The sequence below is a fragment of the Mesorhizobium sp. XAP4 genome (assembly GCF_029269325.1).
Classification (GTDB): Bacteria; Pseudomonadota; Alphaproteobacteria; order Rhizobiales; family Rhizobiaceae; genus Mesorhizobium; species Mesorhizobium ciceri.
In genome coordinates this window covers 59,907-75,939 of record NZ_JARIXW010000003.1, presented here as the reverse complement: position 1 = coordinate 75,939, position 16,033 = coordinate 59,907, and the positions used below count along the sequence as shown (strand labels likewise).

General features: G+C 58.8%; 14 protein-coding genes. 11 read left to right on the top strand and 3 right to left on the bottom strand.

The window, feature by feature from the left end; translation table 11 throughout:
- The 3 genes from P3C39_RS13855 (at position 1) to P3C39_RS13845 (ending at position 4,821) form a co-directional block, all read left to right on the top strand.
- Positions 1 to 2,232 (top strand): exopolysaccharide transport family protein, encoded by a 2,232-nt coding sequence (locus tag P3C39_RS13855; RefSeq protein WP_024502432.1) that lies wholly within the window; start codon positions 1 to 3, stop codon positions 2,230 to 2,232.
- Positions 2,233 to 2,416: 184 nt separating this feature from the next.
- Positions 2,417 to 3,784 carry a lipopolysaccharide biosynthesis protein gene (locus P3C39_RS13850; protein WP_013533110.1) on the top strand — a complete coding sequence of 456 codons (1,368 nt, stop codon included), beginning with the start codon at positions 2,417 to 2,419 and terminating at the stop codon, positions 3,782 to 3,784.
- Positions 3,781 to 4,821: a glycosyltransferase family 2 protein gene (locus P3C39_RS13845; RefSeq protein ID WP_275953876.1), complete on the top strand. Its 1,041-nt coding sequence runs from the start codon at positions 3,781 to 3,783 to the stop codon at positions 4,819 to 4,821. Before P3C39_RS13850 ends, P3C39_RS13845 begins: the two co-directional genes overlap by 4 nt.
- Before the next feature lie 81 nt (positions 4,822 to 4,902).
- Here the strand turns inward: P3C39_RS13845 and P3C39_RS13840 are convergent, their stop codons facing one another.
- Positions 4,903 to 5,610 (bottom strand): helix-turn-helix transcriptional regulator, encoded by a 708-nt coding sequence (locus P3C39_RS13840; protein WP_024502429.1) that lies wholly within the window; start codon positions 5,608 to 5,610, stop codon positions 4,903 to 4,905.
- A gap of 213 nt (positions 5,611 to 5,823) precedes the next feature.
- Here P3C39_RS13840 and P3C39_RS13835 point away from each other — a divergent pair, with 213 nt between their 5' ends.
- A complete protein-coding gene (locus P3C39_RS13835) occupies positions 5,824 to 7,566 on the top strand; it encodes a PAS domain-containing protein (protein WP_275953877.1) in 1,743 nt (580 codons plus the stop codon).
- Here P3C39_RS13835 and P3C39_RS13830 read toward each other — a convergent pair.
- Positions 7,559 to 8,233 (bottom strand): response regulator transcription factor, encoded by a 675-nt coding sequence (locus tag P3C39_RS13830; RefSeq protein WP_013533114.1) that lies wholly within the window; start codon positions 8,231 to 8,233, stop codon positions 7,559 to 7,561. The genes P3C39_RS13835 and P3C39_RS13830 overlap by 8 nt on opposite strands.
- Before the next feature lie 480 nt (positions 8,234 to 8,713).
- Between P3C39_RS13830 and P3C39_RS13825 the strand changes: the two genes are divergently transcribed.
- The 7 genes from P3C39_RS13825 to P3C39_RS13795 all read left to right on the top strand — a co-directional run bounded on the left by P3C39_RS13825 (position 8,714) and on the right by P3C39_RS13795 (position 15,682).
- Complete coding sequence (locus tag P3C39_RS13825; protein ID WP_013533115.1) at positions 8,714 to 9,436, top strand: sugar phosphate nucleotidyltransferase; 723 nt, start codon at positions 8,714 to 8,716, stop codon at positions 9,434 to 9,436.
- A gap of 39 nt (positions 9,437 to 9,475) precedes the next feature.
- Positions 9,476 to 10,612 (top strand): DegT/DnrJ/EryC1/StrS aminotransferase family protein, encoded by a 1,137-nt coding sequence (locus P3C39_RS13820; protein WP_013533116.1) that lies wholly within the window; start codon positions 9,476 to 9,478, stop codon positions 10,610 to 10,612.
- Positions 10,609 to 11,283 carry a sugar transferase gene (locus P3C39_RS13815; protein ID WP_027163966.1) on the top strand — a complete coding sequence of 225 codons (675 nt, stop codon included), beginning with the start codon at positions 10,609 to 10,611 and terminating at the stop codon, positions 11,281 to 11,283. Before P3C39_RS13820 ends, P3C39_RS13815 begins: the two co-directional genes overlap by 4 nt.
- An 87-nt stretch (positions 11,284 to 11,370) precedes the next feature.
- Positions 11,371 to 12,375: an SDR family NAD(P)-dependent oxidoreductase gene (locus P3C39_RS13810; RefSeq protein ID WP_275953878.1), complete on the top strand. Its 1,005-nt coding sequence runs from the start codon at positions 11,371 to 11,373 to the stop codon at positions 12,373 to 12,375.
- A complete protein-coding gene (locus P3C39_RS13805) occupies positions 12,372 to 13,601 on the top strand; it encodes a hypothetical protein (protein ID WP_027163967.1) in 1,230 nt (409 codons plus the stop codon). The genes P3C39_RS13810 and P3C39_RS13805 overlap by 4 nt, the downstream gene beginning before the upstream one ends.
- A gap of 16 nt (positions 13,602 to 13,617) precedes the next feature.
- Positions 13,618 to 14,880, top strand: coding sequence for a polysaccharide biosynthesis/export family protein (locus tag P3C39_RS13800; protein ID WP_275953879.1), 1,263 nt, complete (start codon positions 13,618 to 13,620; stop codon positions 14,878 to 14,880).
- Between the two features lie 109 nt (positions 14,881 to 14,989).
- Complete coding sequence (locus P3C39_RS13795) at positions 14,990 to 15,682, top strand: class I SAM-dependent methyltransferase (RefSeq protein WP_032898951.1); 693 nt, start codon at positions 14,990 to 14,992, stop codon at positions 15,680 to 15,682.
- Between the two features lie 59 nt (positions 15,683 to 15,741).
- Here the strand turns inward: P3C39_RS13795 and P3C39_RS13790 are convergent, their stop codons facing one another.
- Entirely contained in the window at positions 15,742 to 16,008 is a 267-nt protein-coding gene (locus P3C39_RS13790) for an acyl carrier protein (protein ID WP_013533122.1), read from the bottom strand.
- Positions 16,009 to 16,033 lie beyond the last annotated feature (25 nt).

Genomic DNA, 16,033 nt, shown 5'->3' with positions numbered 1-16,033 from the left:
ATGGTAGGTTCCGCAATCAGCCCGATCCAGCTGCCACGGATCAATCAACCACCAGCACCGGTTCTCGAAGGCAGAGTGCACGTGCGGTCATTGCGCGAATATGTCGAGCCGGCCACCGCGTCGCACCAACTCTTCGTGATTCTGGCAAGGCGAAAATGGTCTATTGTTGCCTTCGCTGTGTTGGGCGGGCTGCTGGCGGGGTTGCTTGGAAGTCTTCGCCCGGTTCTCTACGAAGCAACTACTCAGCTTATCATCGACGCCCCATCGCGCGGTTCACTGCCCGTCGGCGCCCCGTCTTCGCAGGACCTCGTCGATTCAAGCATAGATGACCACATCACGATGCTATCGTCGCAAGACCATCTGCGCCGCGTCATGGCGGCACTGCGCAAGACAGGTGCGGCTGAAACCGGACAGGACAATTCCGCTAGCGGGAATTCCCGGCTTGAGCCGTCTGCCATCCCTCCCCCGAGGACACGCTCGCTTGCCGGTGGTCTACTGGACCGACTGTGGCCAGGAGCGGACAAAACAATCAGCGATTCACAGGCCGAGGATGCCTCCGAATTGAGAGCCTTGCGGCAAGGAATGCGGGTCGGGCAGGAGCTGCGATCGAGAGTAGTCTCCGTCGCTTTCGCCGATGACAGTCCCGCGCGGGCGGCGCTCGTGGCCAACACATTCGCTCAGGTCTATGTCGACAATCTGATAAGGAGAAGGCAGGCATCCGACCAGCAAGAACTCGATGCGATCACCACCAGCCTGCCCAGGCTGCAAAACGATCTGCAGGCAGCGGCCGACCGCCTTGAGAAATATCGGTTGAGCCACGGAGCCATCGACCAAGGCTCGGCGGACAATGCAGCCAGGGAACGGGCCGACCTCAGCCAGCAATTGTCGATGTCAAACGCAGATCTCGCCGCTGTGGAAACTCGGCTGCGACATGTTCAGGAGCTTCGAGCGCAGGGGGCTTCTTTCGTCTCCGTGGCCGAAGCCATTGGCGGGCCTGAACTTGCCGATCTCGCGGCTCGACAGGCTCGCGCGCCTGCGGACCAAGAACTCAGAAACATGACCGAAAGCAAGGTCGAACAAGGCATCGACAAGATTGCTGCGGACGCAAACATTTTCCGTGCCCAGATCGCCACTCTTGAGAGCCGGAAGGCCATTTTGGATGCGGTCATGGCCGACACCGCCAGCCGGCTTTCCGGGTTGCGGGTTCTCGAGCCGCAGGTCAGTTTGCTGACCCAGCGATACAACGAACTTCTTGGCCGGCAACAGGATTTGACGCGGCGTATCGGAGTTCCCTCGGCTGGAATTTCCATCCTATCGGCGGCATGGCCGCCGACCATCCCGCAGACCTTGCCCGCCATCTTCCTTGTTCCGCCCGGGATGATTGTGTTCGCTATACTGGGCGCGATTTTCGTCACGATGCGCAATCACTTCGATCGGACTTTCCGCGGTGAGACCGAGGCGGAAGCGGTGCTCAAGGTTCCATGTATGGGGCAGATTCCCGAAGCAGGCAGGGTGCATGCCAAACGACTGCGAACCCTTGTCCTGGGCGAGCGCAGCTCCGCCTATAGCCGCGCCGTGACGTCGTTGCTGATTGCTGCGGCGCCCAATGCGCTGAGGGCTCGTTCGTCGTACACGGCGCTTGTCACCTCCAGCGTCCCGGAGGATGGGGGGACCGAGCTCGCATGGAGTCTGGCGCTGGCCGGCACGCGGATGGGCGGTCGTGTTCTCTTGATCGATCTTGAACGCAAGGGCGTTCAACTCACGCTCGAGTTCCTGCATCAGTTCAGCGAGCGCAAGAGCCGCCATTCCTTCGCTGACTATGTCTGCAATCGCAGCAACCTGGAAAACGCCGTGGCCAGTCTGCATGAAATCGGCATCGACGTGATGACCGCTGCTCCGTCGGACGATCTGCTGGCGGTGTTGTCCTGCGAGGATGGGGGCAAAGTGATGGCGGATCTGCACTTGACCTATCGCATCGTCATCATAAACCTGCCGTCGGCGCTCGGGCGGCCGGAAGCCAAATTTCTGGCTGGATGGGCTGATGCGGTGCTTTTTGCCGTCCGATGGAGGAAAACGCCACGTACCCTCGCTCGCGGGGTGCTGGAACTCCTTCAGGGCAACGGTTCTCTTGCGGTACCCGTCGGCAGCGTCCTCACGCAAGTGAACTTGAAAAAACATGCCGGATATCGGCTCGAGGATAGCGCCGACCTCTTGCGCGAGCAGATAGCATGACCAAGCACAGGCTCGTCCTTGGGCCGCGGACCATCCGGGGGCGGTTCATCCAGGGAGCGGCCCGGACGATTCAGGGTGCAGCCTGTCCGCAGAGCGCGTCATTCAGGTGAATGATGGCAAGGTTCGGTGTGCATCGTAGGCTGCGGCAATCCCCGATATTTGCCTCCCTCGGAAGCGCGAACCGATGGCACTGAGCGACCTTCTGAGACCCAAGATGGTTCCCGCGGCCGACACAGCCATCATCGCTGTTCGGCCGAGCACGATCGGTTCGATCATTCGTGCAGCTGGTGAAGTGTCGGCGATGGCAATTGTCGGCCAACTCACCCTTCTTGCTGCGATTCCGGTCTTGGCGCGGCTCTATTCGCCTGCGGATTTCGGCATCTTTACGATTTATCTGTCGATTGTGAACATACTCGCCGGGGTCGCAGCATTGCGCTTCGAGGCGTCACTCTATGGGGTTAAGGGGAGCGCCCAGGCCTATGTGACGGTCAAGCTTATCCTTTTGGCTGTGTTCGTGACCACCGTCCTGGCCTTTTCGGCCGGACAGATGCTGTCGAACCTTGCTCCCAACCGCCTCGGCTCGCTTGCCTGGCTCATTCCGATCGGAATGGGAGGCGCAGGTCTGGTCGAAGCCATGAACTGCTGGAGCCTGCGTGCTGGGCTTTTGCGCGACTTTGCCCTTGGGCGGCTGATCCTGCCGGCGAGCATGGCTGCACTGCAATTGGTTTTCGGCATTGCCAACCTTGGCGGCGAAGCGATGATCCATGCCCATATTTTGAGCCAGTTCGTCTTTATCGGGTATATCGGTTATCGGGTGACGAGCTGGGAGGATTTGCGCGGCATCGCCCGGGCACCTTGGCGTGCGGTGTTCGAAAAGGCCCGGCGGGAATACAAATTTCCTCTGTTCGATATCCCCGCAACACTCGCGAGCATAGCGATCAACAATCTTCCGGCAGTTCTTGTCGGTGGGCTGTTCGGCACCGCATTTGCCGGATATTTGGGCGTAGCAACGCGCCTGGTTACCGGTCCAGTGACGCTGATCGCTTCACCGCTCAGCAATGTTTTTGTCGCCGAAGCAAACCAGAACAACAATCGTGGACACCTGCTTGGCGTGGCACGCGGGCTTCTCCTGCTGGCTGCCGGCTTTACCGCGGTGCCGATATTGCTGCTTGGACTCGCCGCGCCCTATGTGGTCGTTCCGCTCCTGGGCGAGCCTTGGATGCCCACCGCGGAAATCATGACCGCACTGGCGCTGATGGGCGCGGCACAAGCGTTGTCGACTCCGCTTAGCGACGTTCCCGCTCTGCTACGTCGGCAAGGAACAAGACTGGTCATCGACCTCGCACGAGCGGTTCTCGTGTTTGGCCCGCTGCTCGCCGGCGCCCAGGCGGGCTGGCAGCCAGTCACCGTCATCTATTTCATGGCCGCCGGCGGCGCGTCGGGTTTCGCTCTGAAAATGGCAGCATCGCTGTATTTGTTGACCCACGACCCTCAACCAGCAGGCGCTGCAACGTGCATCCAACATGAATGTCTCGAGGAAAAAACACCATGAATTCGTCGTCGGTTGACAATCTTCAAGCGGCAGTTGCGGTCACCCAGCATGATCGTGCCAATGTCTCATGGTCACGCCCTTTTATCTCTGTCGGGATACCAACCTTTCGCCGGCCCGATACGATCCGCAGAGCGATCGACAGCGTCCTGGGCCAGGATTACTCCGACTGGGAGTTGGTCGTGAGCGACGACGAGGGAGCGCAGGGCGAGACCTGGGCTCTCGTGACCGACTATGCACGAAGCGAACCTCGCATCCGCATCATCGAGAACAGCCGAGGTCGCGGTCAGGTGGAGAACACCAACAACGCTATGCTGGCTTGCTCTGGACGGTGGATCAAGTTGCTGCACGACGATGACTGGCTTGCGCCAGGTGCACTCAGGACATTCGCCGAAGTTGCCAAACAGCACCCGTCGGTCGCCTTCATGACGTCTGCCGCAAACATAATCGAGGACAAGCGAGTGAGATTTCGCCAAGTCCCCAAGGAGCAGGAAGCGATCTCCCTTTATTCCAGCCAGCAGTGCCTGATGGACCTCTATCTGGTGCGCGCGACACGCTGCCTGGGGATCATTCCATCCACATTGCTGATCAACAGCGACGTCATTCGTGCCGGCTGCTTGATGCGCACGCACAAAGAGATTCCGGCCGGAGTGGATCAACTGTTCTTCGTCGATCTAGCCAGCCATGGGGACATGGTGGCGATAAGCGATCCGCTTACCTTTTATGATGCAACGAGCCATCCAAGCATTACCACGTCAAAGAGTTTCCGCGAGGTCGACGAAGTGACCCTCGCCGTCAAGCAGCTTAACTGGAATCTCATCAAAGACCGCAACCATCTCCCGCCTCCCGAGACATTGCTGCGGGCGCTGCGGGTTGCTCGTATTCCCATGCGGTTCCACCAGCAGTCCTGGTTGACCACATTCCTGGATGGGATACAGATCTTCCGGCCTTCGGTCATGAAGGTGGCGGGCTGGCACGTGCTTAATCACGTGTTTGCAATCCGCCCAAGATTGGGACGGGTGCGCACGCGACGGCGGTAAGGTGAGGCTGGCCGACAAGCACATCAGCGACAGATTGCGCGCACAAGCCTGTTGTGCGCGCGCATGGTAAAGGCGTTTGCCTCACGGCAAAACGCATATGCGCCCAAGAAGAGCTACCAGTTCCGCCTGTCGCCGTGTTTCGGTCTTGGCGAACAGCGACGCCAGCTGCGACCTTATCGTGGTCCGGCTCAAGCGCCGCTTGCGGGCTATTTCCAAAGGGGCATCGCCCTGCGCCAAGCGCAGTGCGAGCTGCGTTTCGGCACTCGTCAGACCAAACATTCTTTGCAGCGTCTGGGGATTTGGCCCGGACCTGTTTTCACGATCCAGCAGCGCCACGATGCTTGTCGCGTCAGGCGTTGCTATGCCCTTCTCGTTCAATATCAGGGGCCTGTCGCCCATGCCTCGGATCACCACCCATGAAAGCGTGCCAGGAGAAAAATTGCCCGGCACGTTTGCGATCAGCCGTCTCAGCGCAGCAAATACCTTGCTGGCCGTATCGGCTGCCTCGCCTTCGCGCTCCAAGGTGTTTTGAGCGGCTGAATTCCACTCCATGACCTTCCTGTCGCTGTTCAGGATCAGGTAGCCACAACCGATGCGATCAAGCATTCTCACAACAGATGCAAGGCTGCTCTGCCGTGGCTCGACAGCAACGCTGTCGAACCGTTGTGGTGCTTGATGCCAAGCGGAAGCATGGTCACCTTGCGTTCTCAAGGCGGAGACAGGCTTTCCCCCGAAACTTCCATATTGGCGACCAAGAATTCCATCATCTTGCCTACCAACCAGTGCCATTTTCTTACCTCCCGCAAAACGGCAACGCCTCCCAGTCAAAAGGAGGTGCCTTAAACATGTCAGTCAGGTCGCTTGGAGAGTAGCGGTCCGATCCGCCCCCGACATCGGACAAAATGCGCGCTACAATCCCGGGGAACAATCCTGCGGTCGGACTAGTCTGTACGCTTTTCGGTCTAATCTCGACGGACTAGTCAGAAGGTTATAGTCTGGCACATGCGTTTGCATTCGCTCAGTTTGCATCCGAACAGCTCAGGCAAGTTGCTGACCCGCCTTGCCTCGATGTCGCTCCTGATAGCGACACTTGCAGTCGAGACAGCGCTGCCGACCTCTGTGGCATACGACATCGGCTTTTTTGAGTTTGTTCCCGCCATTATTGCCATCTCATATCTCGAAGATCGCATGATCGCTCTTGCGGCAACATTTGTGATGGTTGCCGTCGGCTTGTTGACGCGGGATGTCCTGCACCATCCAATGCATGTCGGCCTATGGGTTCAAGCCATTCTGCTGCTGGTTGCAGGGGGGATGATCGCCCTGACTTTCCACCGGCAGAGGCAGGACTACCGCACCCTTTTGCAGGTTGCGGAGGCTAGACTCGCGGCCTTGGAAGCAACCGAAAACAGGTATCGCTGGGCATTCGAACGTGCCGCCATTGGCTTTGCCAACATGAATGAGAACGGAGAGTTGCAACGGTCCAACAAGCGTCTTTGTGAGATGACAGGGTATGTCGAGGAGGAGCTTTCAAGTCTGCCGCTCAGCGCACTCGTCCACCCCGACGACAACCACACCTTGGCGGAAGCGTTGACTCGCCTGAAAGACACGACTTCGTTCGGCTCGGAGATCCGTCTCCTGAGAAGAGACGGCACGATTTTGTGGACAAGATTGGCCCTGTCTTTGGCCGTGCCAGCCGATGCTCTCCCTCAAAGCATTTTTGTAGTGGTGGACGACATATCGGGAGAGCGAACCGCCCGCGAGGCACTCCGGGCTCAGAAGGAATGGTTGGACCTGGCGCTATCGTCAAGCCGGTTGGGAACATGGCGCATAGATTTCGAGAGCGGGTCCGTGAAGGGCTCAGCCGCGTTCTGGGAAATGATGGGGCTGGCACCCGCGCCGAGCCGTCCATTGCAGGAATTGACTGCGGTCGTTCACCCGGCCGACTTGCCTAATCTGATGGCCCCGGGAGAGCTTGCATCAGGCGCCGACTATGACGCTGAGATCCGCATCAGGCGAACTGGCGGACATATCCGCTGGATTGCTCTTCGGGGACGGGACGAATTGCGCGACGGTCGTGCACAGCGAATAGGAGTCGCCGCGGATCTCACCGATCGGCGCATAACCATTCTGCTGCGGGCTGCGGCGAAGAAGCGAGAGCGGGCTATGCTTGAACAGCGCCATAGGCTCAACAATCTGTTTCCGGTGATCACGGCGCTTGTGAATATGGTTGGTGCCCCCGACAATGATATCGCCAGCTATAAGCAGACACTGATCGAAAAGATCGGCGCACTCCAGGCGACGCATCTGCTTCTTTCACGCGATGGCAGCCTGTCGGCTTCCCTGCGTGACCTCATCGTTCAGGAGTTGCAGCCCTATATGGGGACGCATGACATTTCGATCAGTGGACCCGAAATAAAAATGGCTGAGGGTTCGGCTGAGAGCTTCGCAATGATCGTTCACGAGCTTACGACCAATTCCGTGAAGCATGGGGCTCTCGGCACTCCGGCAGGACGGATCGAGGTGGTGTGGCAATTCGTGGCCCAGGAGCCCGGCGCCGACATAGTGTTTGAATGGTCGGAATCGGGAGAGCGCCGGGTCTCCACCTCGGCTCGGCGTGGCTTTGGGTCGTTGATTATCGGAGCCGACGGTGAGCCTATCGTGGGCCACTCTTCCAAGCTTGAGATGCTGGATCACGGACTGAAATATTCGGTCCGGCTGCCGCCAAAAGCAATCGGCGCTAGTTGATGTCCCTGGCGGCCCATGTCTTCAGCAAAACCGCGGCTTCCGTCCGATTTCGTGCCCCAAGTTCGCGCAGGACGGCAGCCGCATGAATCTTCGTCGTCGCTTCTGCAATTTCAAGAGAGCGGGCAATCTCTTTGTTCGAGTAACCTTCAGCCATCAACCTGAGGACTTCCTTCTGTCTGGACGTAAGCCTGCCCAGATTGTTGACGCTGATGGTCCTGTGGGGCATTTGCGTGGGAGCCTCGGATGGAAGGCGCACCGACTCCTTGGACCTTTGTGAAAGAAGTGCCGGAACGTAAATGCGGCCAGCCAGGATTTCGTTCACCGCCAGGACCACCTCCTCGTCCGTTTGGGACTTTACGATATAGCCATGAAGTCCAATCGAGAGGGCAGTTAGAATCTCGGCGCGTGAATCGGTCCCTGAGACAATTGCAAACCGTGTGTCGGGATGAGCCGGTAAGACGTCGCGAAGGTCGTCCTGACCGGACAGTCCCGGCATGTTCAGGTCGATGATGGCGAGATCAACAGGCGCCTGATCTTCAAGCAAGCTTATGACGGTATCAAAACACGCCGCTTCGAATATTTCCAAGTCTGGAATGCCGGCCATCAAAGCCAGTCGCAGCCCACGACGATACAAGCCGTGATCATCGGCGATGATAATACGATACATGAACCACCCACCTTTTGGCAGCCCGCATGTGTCCCTAGCTGCCGAAACCTCCCTTTGGATGGACTGTACGGTGACCCAACACAGATCAGCCGCCCGCTGATCCCCCGTATGTCGACGCTCGCCGCCGCCCATCGGCACATTTCAACCTTCTAATATAGCTTACAATCGCACACATTTCAGGGCCAGATGTTGAAGTGTTTTTTTCGTACGAACGGTAGCGATGCCCTTCCGAGAAGGTCGTTGCCGGCGCCGGACATGTGAACAGTTCCCAGCTCTGATCGCCCTGCCGCGCCCATGCGCTGCCAACTGGAATATTGAATCAAAAGGCCGGGAAAGTGCCATTCAAATGCACGACGACGCCTTCTCAAGCGCCACTTACCATCGCTGCACTCCGGAGAGGCAAAACCAACACTGGCGTACCTTCCGGCCGGGTGGGTTGGACCCATCACACCGCGACAGTCGTATCAATAGGAGGACGAGATGAAAGCGGTCATTCAGTGCGGTGGAATGGGAACACGCCTTCGGCCTTTCACATCCATATTGCCCAAGCCTCTCATGCCGATCGGTGCTCGACCGGTTCTTGAATTGCTTTTGAAGTGGCTGCGGCGGAACGGCATTCAGGAAGTCTACGTCACGACCGGCTATCTGGGGCACTTGATCCGCACCGTATGCGGGGACGGATCCCAGTGGAATCTAAGGATACGCTACACCCAGGAACTGGAACCTCTCGGCACCATTGGCCCGCTCTCCCTGATCAGGGAGGAACTGGACGAGCCGTTCATTGTTCTCAATGGGGACGTACTTACCGATCTCAGTCTCAGCCGGTTTGTGGCATCACACCGCACACACACGGATCCAGTCACCATAGCCACCGCATCCCGCGTCATCAAGATGGACTTCGGCGTCATCGACGAGGTCGACAATACCGTTCAAGTATTTCGTGAAAAACCGACGCTATCCCATTTGGTAAGCATGGGGATATATTGCATGAATCCAGACGTTTTTCGTTTTATACCTGACGGTATCGCCTTCGGATTCGACGATCTCATGCTGCAGATGATGCAAAACGGCACGAATGTGCACGTCTACAAACATGACGGGCTTTGGCTGGATATCGGACGCGTTGAAGATTTTCAAAACGCACAAACCATTGCCTGGGAAGAGCAGTCCGCATCGATCGAGGTCTCGGCAGCGGCCGCTTGAGGGCTGAACGCTCGACCACGCCAACATGAGGAGGTCGTAATGCTCTTGGTCAGCGCTCCTATTCTTGGCTTTCCGGAAAAGGCGGCCTTGGCCAAAGTTGTCGACAGTGGCTGGCTGACGATGGGGGACCAGGTACGAGCCTTTGAAGAGGCCTTCGCGGCCGTGCATGATGCGGTCGATTGCGTTGCCGTCAGCTCTTGCACCGCCGCCCTGCATCTCATTCTCCATGCACTTGGGATCGGTCCCGGAGACGAAGTTCTGGTTCCCTCGCTGACCTTCGTGGCGACCGCGAATGCAGTGCTCTACGTAGGAGCAACACCGGTATTCGTCGACATAGAGTCGGCCGAAGTGCCACTGATGTCCCTAAGCGACGCGGAAGCCAAGTGCACCGGACGCACCAAGGCCGTCATTCTCGTCCACTTTGCCGGCTACCTCGCCGACCGGGAAGAATGGCAGAGATTTGCCCGTGTGCGAGGACTGCATATCGTCGAGGATGCCGCGCATGCTCCCGGCCTTAAGGAGGTGGGGACTTACGGTGCGGCCGCGGCCTTTAGCTTCTACGGCAACAAGAACATGACCACCGCGGAAGGTGGGGCCGTAATCGCCCGGGATGCACAGCTCCGTGAAGCGATCCGCCAGGCGCGCGGACATGGCATGACCAGCGGCACACATCAGCGGCTGAACAGCCGCACGCCGCAATACGATGTGACGATGCTCGGTTTCAATTACCGCATGGATGAATTGCGCGCCGCTATTGGCTTGGTCCAGCTTCAGAACCTGCAGGAATGGAATGAAATCCGGCGCATATTGGTCGTCCTCTATCGACGTCTGATCGCAGACTATTGCTCGGCTGTGACAGTTCCGTTCTGCAAACCACGGACCTCGGCCTATCACATCATGCCTGTCCTCCTGCCACATGACGTCGACCGGCAAACGGTGATCGACCATCTGCGAACGAAGGGAATACAGACCACAATCCACTATACGCCCGTGCACCAGATGACACTCTATCGCCAAATGTTCACTGAAATCCATCTGCCGAAGACCGAGGATTTCGCGCAGCGGGAGTTGACGATTCCACTACATCCGCAAATTACGGCAAGTGCGATCGAGTCGGTGGTTGTTGCGTTGGCCACCGCGATTGAAAGCAGCGGGCGCGCGGGAGCCGCGGCATGAACGCACTCGACGTGACGATGCATCGGCCCGCCGTAGCTGGCACCAGCCACGGAATTGCCAGGCGCGCGATGGATATCATCCTCGCCGCAGCAGCGGGAATGGCACTCGCTCCGCTGATGCTACTGATTGCTGTCGCACTCTTTGTCGAGGGTGGTTGGCCCGTGCTTTTCGCACAGACGCGCCTGGGTGCCGGCGCAAAACCGTTTCGCATGTACAAGTTCCGCAAATTCAAGACAACAGCCGATCCTTTCGGCCTTGCGCTGACCATGAACGATGACAGCCGGATGACGCGGTTAGGCCGTTTTCTCGCGGCAACGAAACTTGATGAGTTGCCGCAACTGTGGAACGTTTTTACGGGAGACATGGCAATTGTCGGCCCGCGGCCGGAAAGCCTTGCCTTCGCCGATTGTTTCCGCGGCGGCAATGAAGCCGTCCTGCAGTGGAAGCCCGGCCTGCTCGGCCCGACCCAGGTTCTATTCCGTCACGAAGCCTGTTTTTACCCGCCTTCCCTTGATCCGCTCCTGTTTTATCGAGAGGTCCTGTTCCCGGCCAAGGCAACGATCGACCTCGCCTACTATCCGCGGCGCACGATTGCATCGGACCTCGTCTGGATAATGCGAGGCTTCAGGGCGGTTTTCGGCGTGTCCCTGCCTCCCGCGGCGAGTGGGTAGAGTTGGAAGGTGAGGAGAGTTTGGCATGAATGGATTGTTGTTCGTTCGCCAGTTTGACAGCTCACACGATCAAAGGAGTGCACAGTCGTGAGCTATCGCGGCAGGAAGGTCCTGGTCACGGGTGCGGATGGATTTATCGGATCCCACCTCACGGAAGCGCTGGTGCACGAAGGCGCCGATGTCACAGCACTGGCCCTATACAACTCGTTCGACAGCCATGGCTGGCTGGACGATTTACCCGACCACGTTCGAAGCCAGTTGCAATGCATTCGTGGGGATGTTCGTGACAGCGCGTTCATCAACCGGATCGTGCGCGGCCAGGCGGCGGTGTTTCATCTGGCTGCGCTGATTGCGATTCCCTACTCCTACGCGGCTGCCCAATCCTATGTGGAAACCAATGTGCTGGGCACCGTGAATGTCCTCGAAGCGGCACGCCACTGGGAAACCGAACGCATTGTGCATACGTCCACGAGCGAGGTTTATGGCACCGCTCTGACCATGCCGATCGACGAATCCCACCCGCTGCAGGGACAGTCCCCCTACTCTGCATCCAAGATCGGCGCAGACATGATGGCGGCGTCCTATGCCAGGTCCTTCGATGTGCCGGTGGTCATCCTGCGACCGTTCAATACATACGGGCCGCGCCAGAGCGAGCGGGCCATCGTGCCGACCATCATAAGGCAGGCTCTGGACGAGAACTGTCCGGCGATCATGGTCGGCGACACCAGCCCAATCCGCGACCTTACCTTTGTGGAGGACACTGCGGCGGCATTTGTGGCGGCAGGGGCGGCCGAGCTTGAATTTGGCCATGCCTACAATGCAGGCAGCCAGCGCGCCGTCAGTGTCTCGGACGTTTTGGAGTTGGTGCTCGAGTTGAGTAGCACCAGGAAACCAGTTCGTCGAGATGAAAGCCGGATGCGGCCGCAAAACTCCGAGGTTCGCGCGTTGCTCGCCGATTCCTCGAACCTTGAAAGTAAAGTCGGATGGCGGGCACACACGAGCTTGCGTGATGGTCTGGAAAAGACCATCGAGTGGTGGCGCTCGCGCCTCAGCGAAGGCCGCGTCCGACGCGAAATGAGCTACATGACATGACCTTTCCGCGGCTCATACCAGCTTTGCTGTTGATGGCCGCTCTGCTGGCGCTGCACACAGCCGGAAACCGGCCGAGCGGTGCGGCAGGCACGGAGCCGGCAATGGATCTGCCCGCTTATCTGAAACCTGCAACTGATCCGGCGACAGGGATCCGCTTTACTCGGATCACTCAGCCCGGAGCGCTTGGCAGCGGAATTGTCTGCGGCAAAATATATTGCAGTCATCGCTACTCGAGCGCGCAAGCCTGGAATGCGGATCAGAGCCTCCTCGTCCTCATGAACGGCTGCAACGGCATGTGTTTCCTCGACGGGAAAACCTACCTCCCTTTGTTTCATCGCAACAAGTCGGGTGAGTGCGAATGGCGCCCTCGAAACGCGGAGATGATGATCTGTGTCGATGGTCAAAAGATATCGACCTGGGCGCCCCGCACCAATCGTGAGGACATAGTGTATGCCGCAACGAAATATCGGGATCTCGAATTCGGCCCGTCCAAGGGAAATCCTAGTCGTGACGGCAACCGCATTGCCGTACGCGCGACCCGCAATGATGGAGCTGCTGTCGTCTTCGCATACGACATCGACCGGCGTCTGAAATACCCGGACATCGATCTCGCCCAGGTTGCCGGAACGACCAGTTCCTGCACCATTTCTCCGCTCGGAGAGAACATCCTGTGTTTCCAAAATCTGGTCGACGGCACCGAACAGCGAGCCATTTTCGCAGTCGACGGCACCCTGCGCCAAACGTGGAAGGATCATCATCGGCCCGGCCATGGCGATTTGACTCTCGATGCGGATGGCAGCGAAATTTACGTCGGAACCAGCAAATCCGCTCCGGACAAATATCAGGTGATCAAGCGTCGGCTGTCCGATGGAAAGGTCACGTCGCTCACGAAGTACGGTGAGGCCGAGCATACGTCGCTGCGTGCTTTGGACAGGCCCGAATGGGCATTTATAAGTTACGGGGGCAATCCCGATGAGGTTCGGAGCCACCCGGACTGGGCGCCATACACGCGCGAAGTGATCGCGCTGCGTGTCGACGGTCGTCAGGAGGTCCGACGCATCGTGCAGACGCGAAACGCTCCGTTCGACTATTGGAGCGAGACACATGCCTCACCCTCCCCTGATGGGTCGCAAGTGATCTGGTCGAGCAATTGGGGGGTGCCTGGTGGGCCGGTCTACGAATTCGTCGCCCATCTCGATTGGCCGCAGCAGCCGGGCCTGAATTAAAGGGAGATTGCCATCGATGGCCTTCGTTAGCCGAATTCTCTTTGCAGCCCTTGCCGGCTGCCTGGCCCTGGATATCGCAGCCGCGGCTGAAGCGCCGGTGGCCTATAAGCTGTCGCCCGGCGATACGGTGGAGATAGGAATAGCCTCCATAGCGGAGCGAACGCAACGCGCGATCGTCCAGATGGATGGCTCGATCGCGCTGCCCGAGTTCGGGATGATCCCGGTTGGCGGGCTGACGCCGGCCGAATTGCAGACGCGCATGGAGGCGGTGCTGCCAACCAAGATAGTCCATCAGCGCCTGCCTGATGGACGGGAGCAAATGATCGTCATCAAGCCGAGCGACGTCACGGCCGTGATCGCGGAGTACCGTCCGATCTATGTGACTGGCGATGTGCTGACACCAGGGCAGCAGAGTTACCGGCCACTCATGACTGTCCGACAGGCAATTGCCGTCGCCGGCGGTTTTAGTCTCCTGCGGTCTCGGGCAAGCCAAAGCGGACCTGATCCCGTTGATCTGCGACGCGACTACGAGTCGATCTGGGGGGACTACATCAGAGACTACTTTCATGGCGCGCGCATCCGCGCCGAACTTCAGAACCAGGCAGAATTTGACATGCAACCGCCGCAAGGCTCGCCCCTGTCGAATGCATTGATATCGGCGGTCGCGCAGGCGGAAGCGGAGGGCCTCAAGATTTCGCTGAACAATTTTCAGCAGGAGCAAAGCTATCTCGACAAGACCGCCAAGGATGCCGAGGCTCAGGTCGAGGTTCTGCTCAAGCGCGAGCAGACGGAAGCGGCCGCGGTGAAACAGGATGAAGACGATCTTGCGCGGGTCACCAAATCGTTCGAATCGGGCAACCTGACCAACAGCAGGCTCGCCGACGTCAGACGTGCCGTGCTGATGTCGTCGAGCCGGGCGCTCGAGACCTCGGTCGAACTGATGAGAACGCGGCGCCAGCAGGAAGACTCCGTCAGGCAGCAGGAACGCAATGAAAATCAAAGAAGGATCGGCCTTCTGAACGAATTGAGGGACACCGACCTTCGCCTCGCCGAGACCACTGCAAGGCTCCACGCAGCCAGCCAGAAGCTTCAGCCATCAGGGGCGTCCGCGCTTCCACTGCCCGTCGCCGGCGAAACCTTTCAGGCGCGGATCACAATAACCGGCGGGGCCGGCGACGCGTCGAGAGGTCGACCGGTCGACCAGGACACCGAGGTTGCGCCTGGAGACACCATCGAGGTGAGGTTCAGCAGCGAACTGCAGAGCGCGGCGATCCAGTAGTTGCGCGGACGTGAACCGAGCCGGGAACGACGTTGCTGATGGCTCGCCCACGGCATGAAGACCGGGCGCCTGAGAAATCAACATGGGGAATCAAGAAAGCGGGTTTGCCGTGATTGGTGAAATAGATGTCGCCAGCGCCTACAGTACCGGCCGCACCGACTTCATGGGGCTGAAGTTGGTTGTCGCGCCCGGCGTGCTAGTCCCTCGCCCGGAGACGGAACTGCTCGGCAGCACCGCCCTCAATGTCCTTCGCGAACTTAAAAGGCCGGTACCGCGTGTCGTGGACATGTGCTGCGGGGCGGGCAATCTCGCCTGCGCCATTGGATACAAGGTCCCCACCGCGCGCGTCTGGGCGAGCGATCTTACCGACAGCTGCGTCGAAACCACCTGCCGGAACGTTGCCCATCTTGGCCTGGCCGGACGTATTTCGGTGCTACAGGGCGACCTCTTCAATTCCTTCTCGGGTCTGGAGCTCGAAGGTACGATCGATCTGGTCGTCTGCAACCCGCCTTACATCTCGGAGAAGCGGCTCGAAAACGACCGCGCGCATCTGATGGAACTTGAACCCCGTGAGGCGTTCGCTGCCGGGCCTTACGGCCTGAGCATTCATATGCGGGTGATCAAGGAGGCGCAGCACTATCTGCGGCAAGGTGGCATGCTGCTTTTCGAGGTCGGGCTTGGCCAGGACCGGCAGGTCATGAGTTTGGTTGAGCGTTCCAAAGCCTATGAGAGCATTCGCACGGTTGCGAACAAAGCCGGTGAAGCCAGGGTGGTTTGTGCACGGGCCAAAGCGTCAGCGTGAGCCGCGCCATGGGTTTGCGCGCTCGGTTGGGACGACGCCCTCAAGCCGTAGCCCGGCGATCAGTTTTCCTTGCTGACCACGTAACGTGCAATTCCCTGGATGGAATCGAAATTCTCCGGCAGAAGTTCACTGTCCTCGACAGTGATGCCGAATGTCTCCTCGACGAAGCCGATAACTTCAAGCACTCCAGTCGAGTCTATGATGCCCTGGTCGAGCAACGACGTTTCAACTTCCAGCGCACGCGGGTCGGCTACGTAGAAGTTTGACGCCAGAAAGGCGCGGATTTGATCGCTGTAGGTGTCAATTCTGTTGTTCGTGCTCAGCATTGAATTGGCCTCCGATCCAAATAAT

Excerpts from the sequence above, each read along its gene's own strand:
- P3C39_RS13830 (WP_013533114.1), bottom strand. The coding sequence starts at position 8,233 with ATGTATCGTATTATCATCGCCGATGATCACGGCTTGTATCGTCGTGGG.
- P3C39_RS13805 (WP_027163967.1), top strand. The coding sequence starts at position 12,372 with ATGACCTTTCCGCGGCTCATACCAGCTTTGCTGTTGATGGCCGCTCTG.
- P3C39_RS13850 (WP_013533110.1), top strand. The coding sequence starts at position 2,417 with ATGGCACTGAGCGACCTTCTGAGACCCAAGATGGTTCCCGCGGCCGAC.
- P3C39_RS13790 (WP_013533122.1), bottom strand. The coding sequence starts at position 16,008 with ATGCTGAGCACGAACAACAGAATTGACACCTACAGCGATCAAATCCGC.
- P3C39_RS13835 (WP_275953877.1), top strand. The coding sequence starts at position 5,824 with ATGCGTTTGCATTCGCTCAGTTTGCATCCGAACAGCTCAGGCAAGTTG.
- P3C39_RS13815 (WP_027163966.1), top strand. The coding sequence starts at position 10,609 with ATGAACGCACTCGACGTGACGATGCATCGGCCCGCCGTAGCTGGCACC.
- P3C39_RS13840 (WP_024502429.1), bottom strand. The coding sequence starts at position 5,610 with ATGGCACTGGTTGGTAGGCAAGATGATGGAATTCTTGGTCGCCAATAT.
- P3C39_RS13855 (WP_024502432.1), top strand. The coding sequence starts at position 1 with ATGGTAGGTTCCGCAATCAGCCCGATCCAGCTGCCACGGATCAATCAA.
- P3C39_RS13800 (WP_275953879.1), top strand. The coding sequence starts at position 13,618 with ATGGCCTTCGTTAGCCGAATTCTCTTTGCAGCCCTTGCCGGCTGCCTG.
- P3C39_RS13845 (WP_275953876.1), top strand. The coding sequence starts at position 3,781 with ATGAATTCGTCGTCGGTTGACAATCTTCAAGCGGCAGTTGCGGTCACC.
- P3C39_RS13820 (WP_013533116.1), top strand. The coding sequence starts at position 9,476 with ATGCTCTTGGTCAGCGCTCCTATTCTTGGCTTTCCGGAAAAGGCGGCC.
- P3C39_RS13825 (WP_013533115.1), top strand. The coding sequence starts at position 8,714 with ATGAAAGCGGTCATTCAGTGCGGTGGAATGGGAACACGCCTTCGGCCT.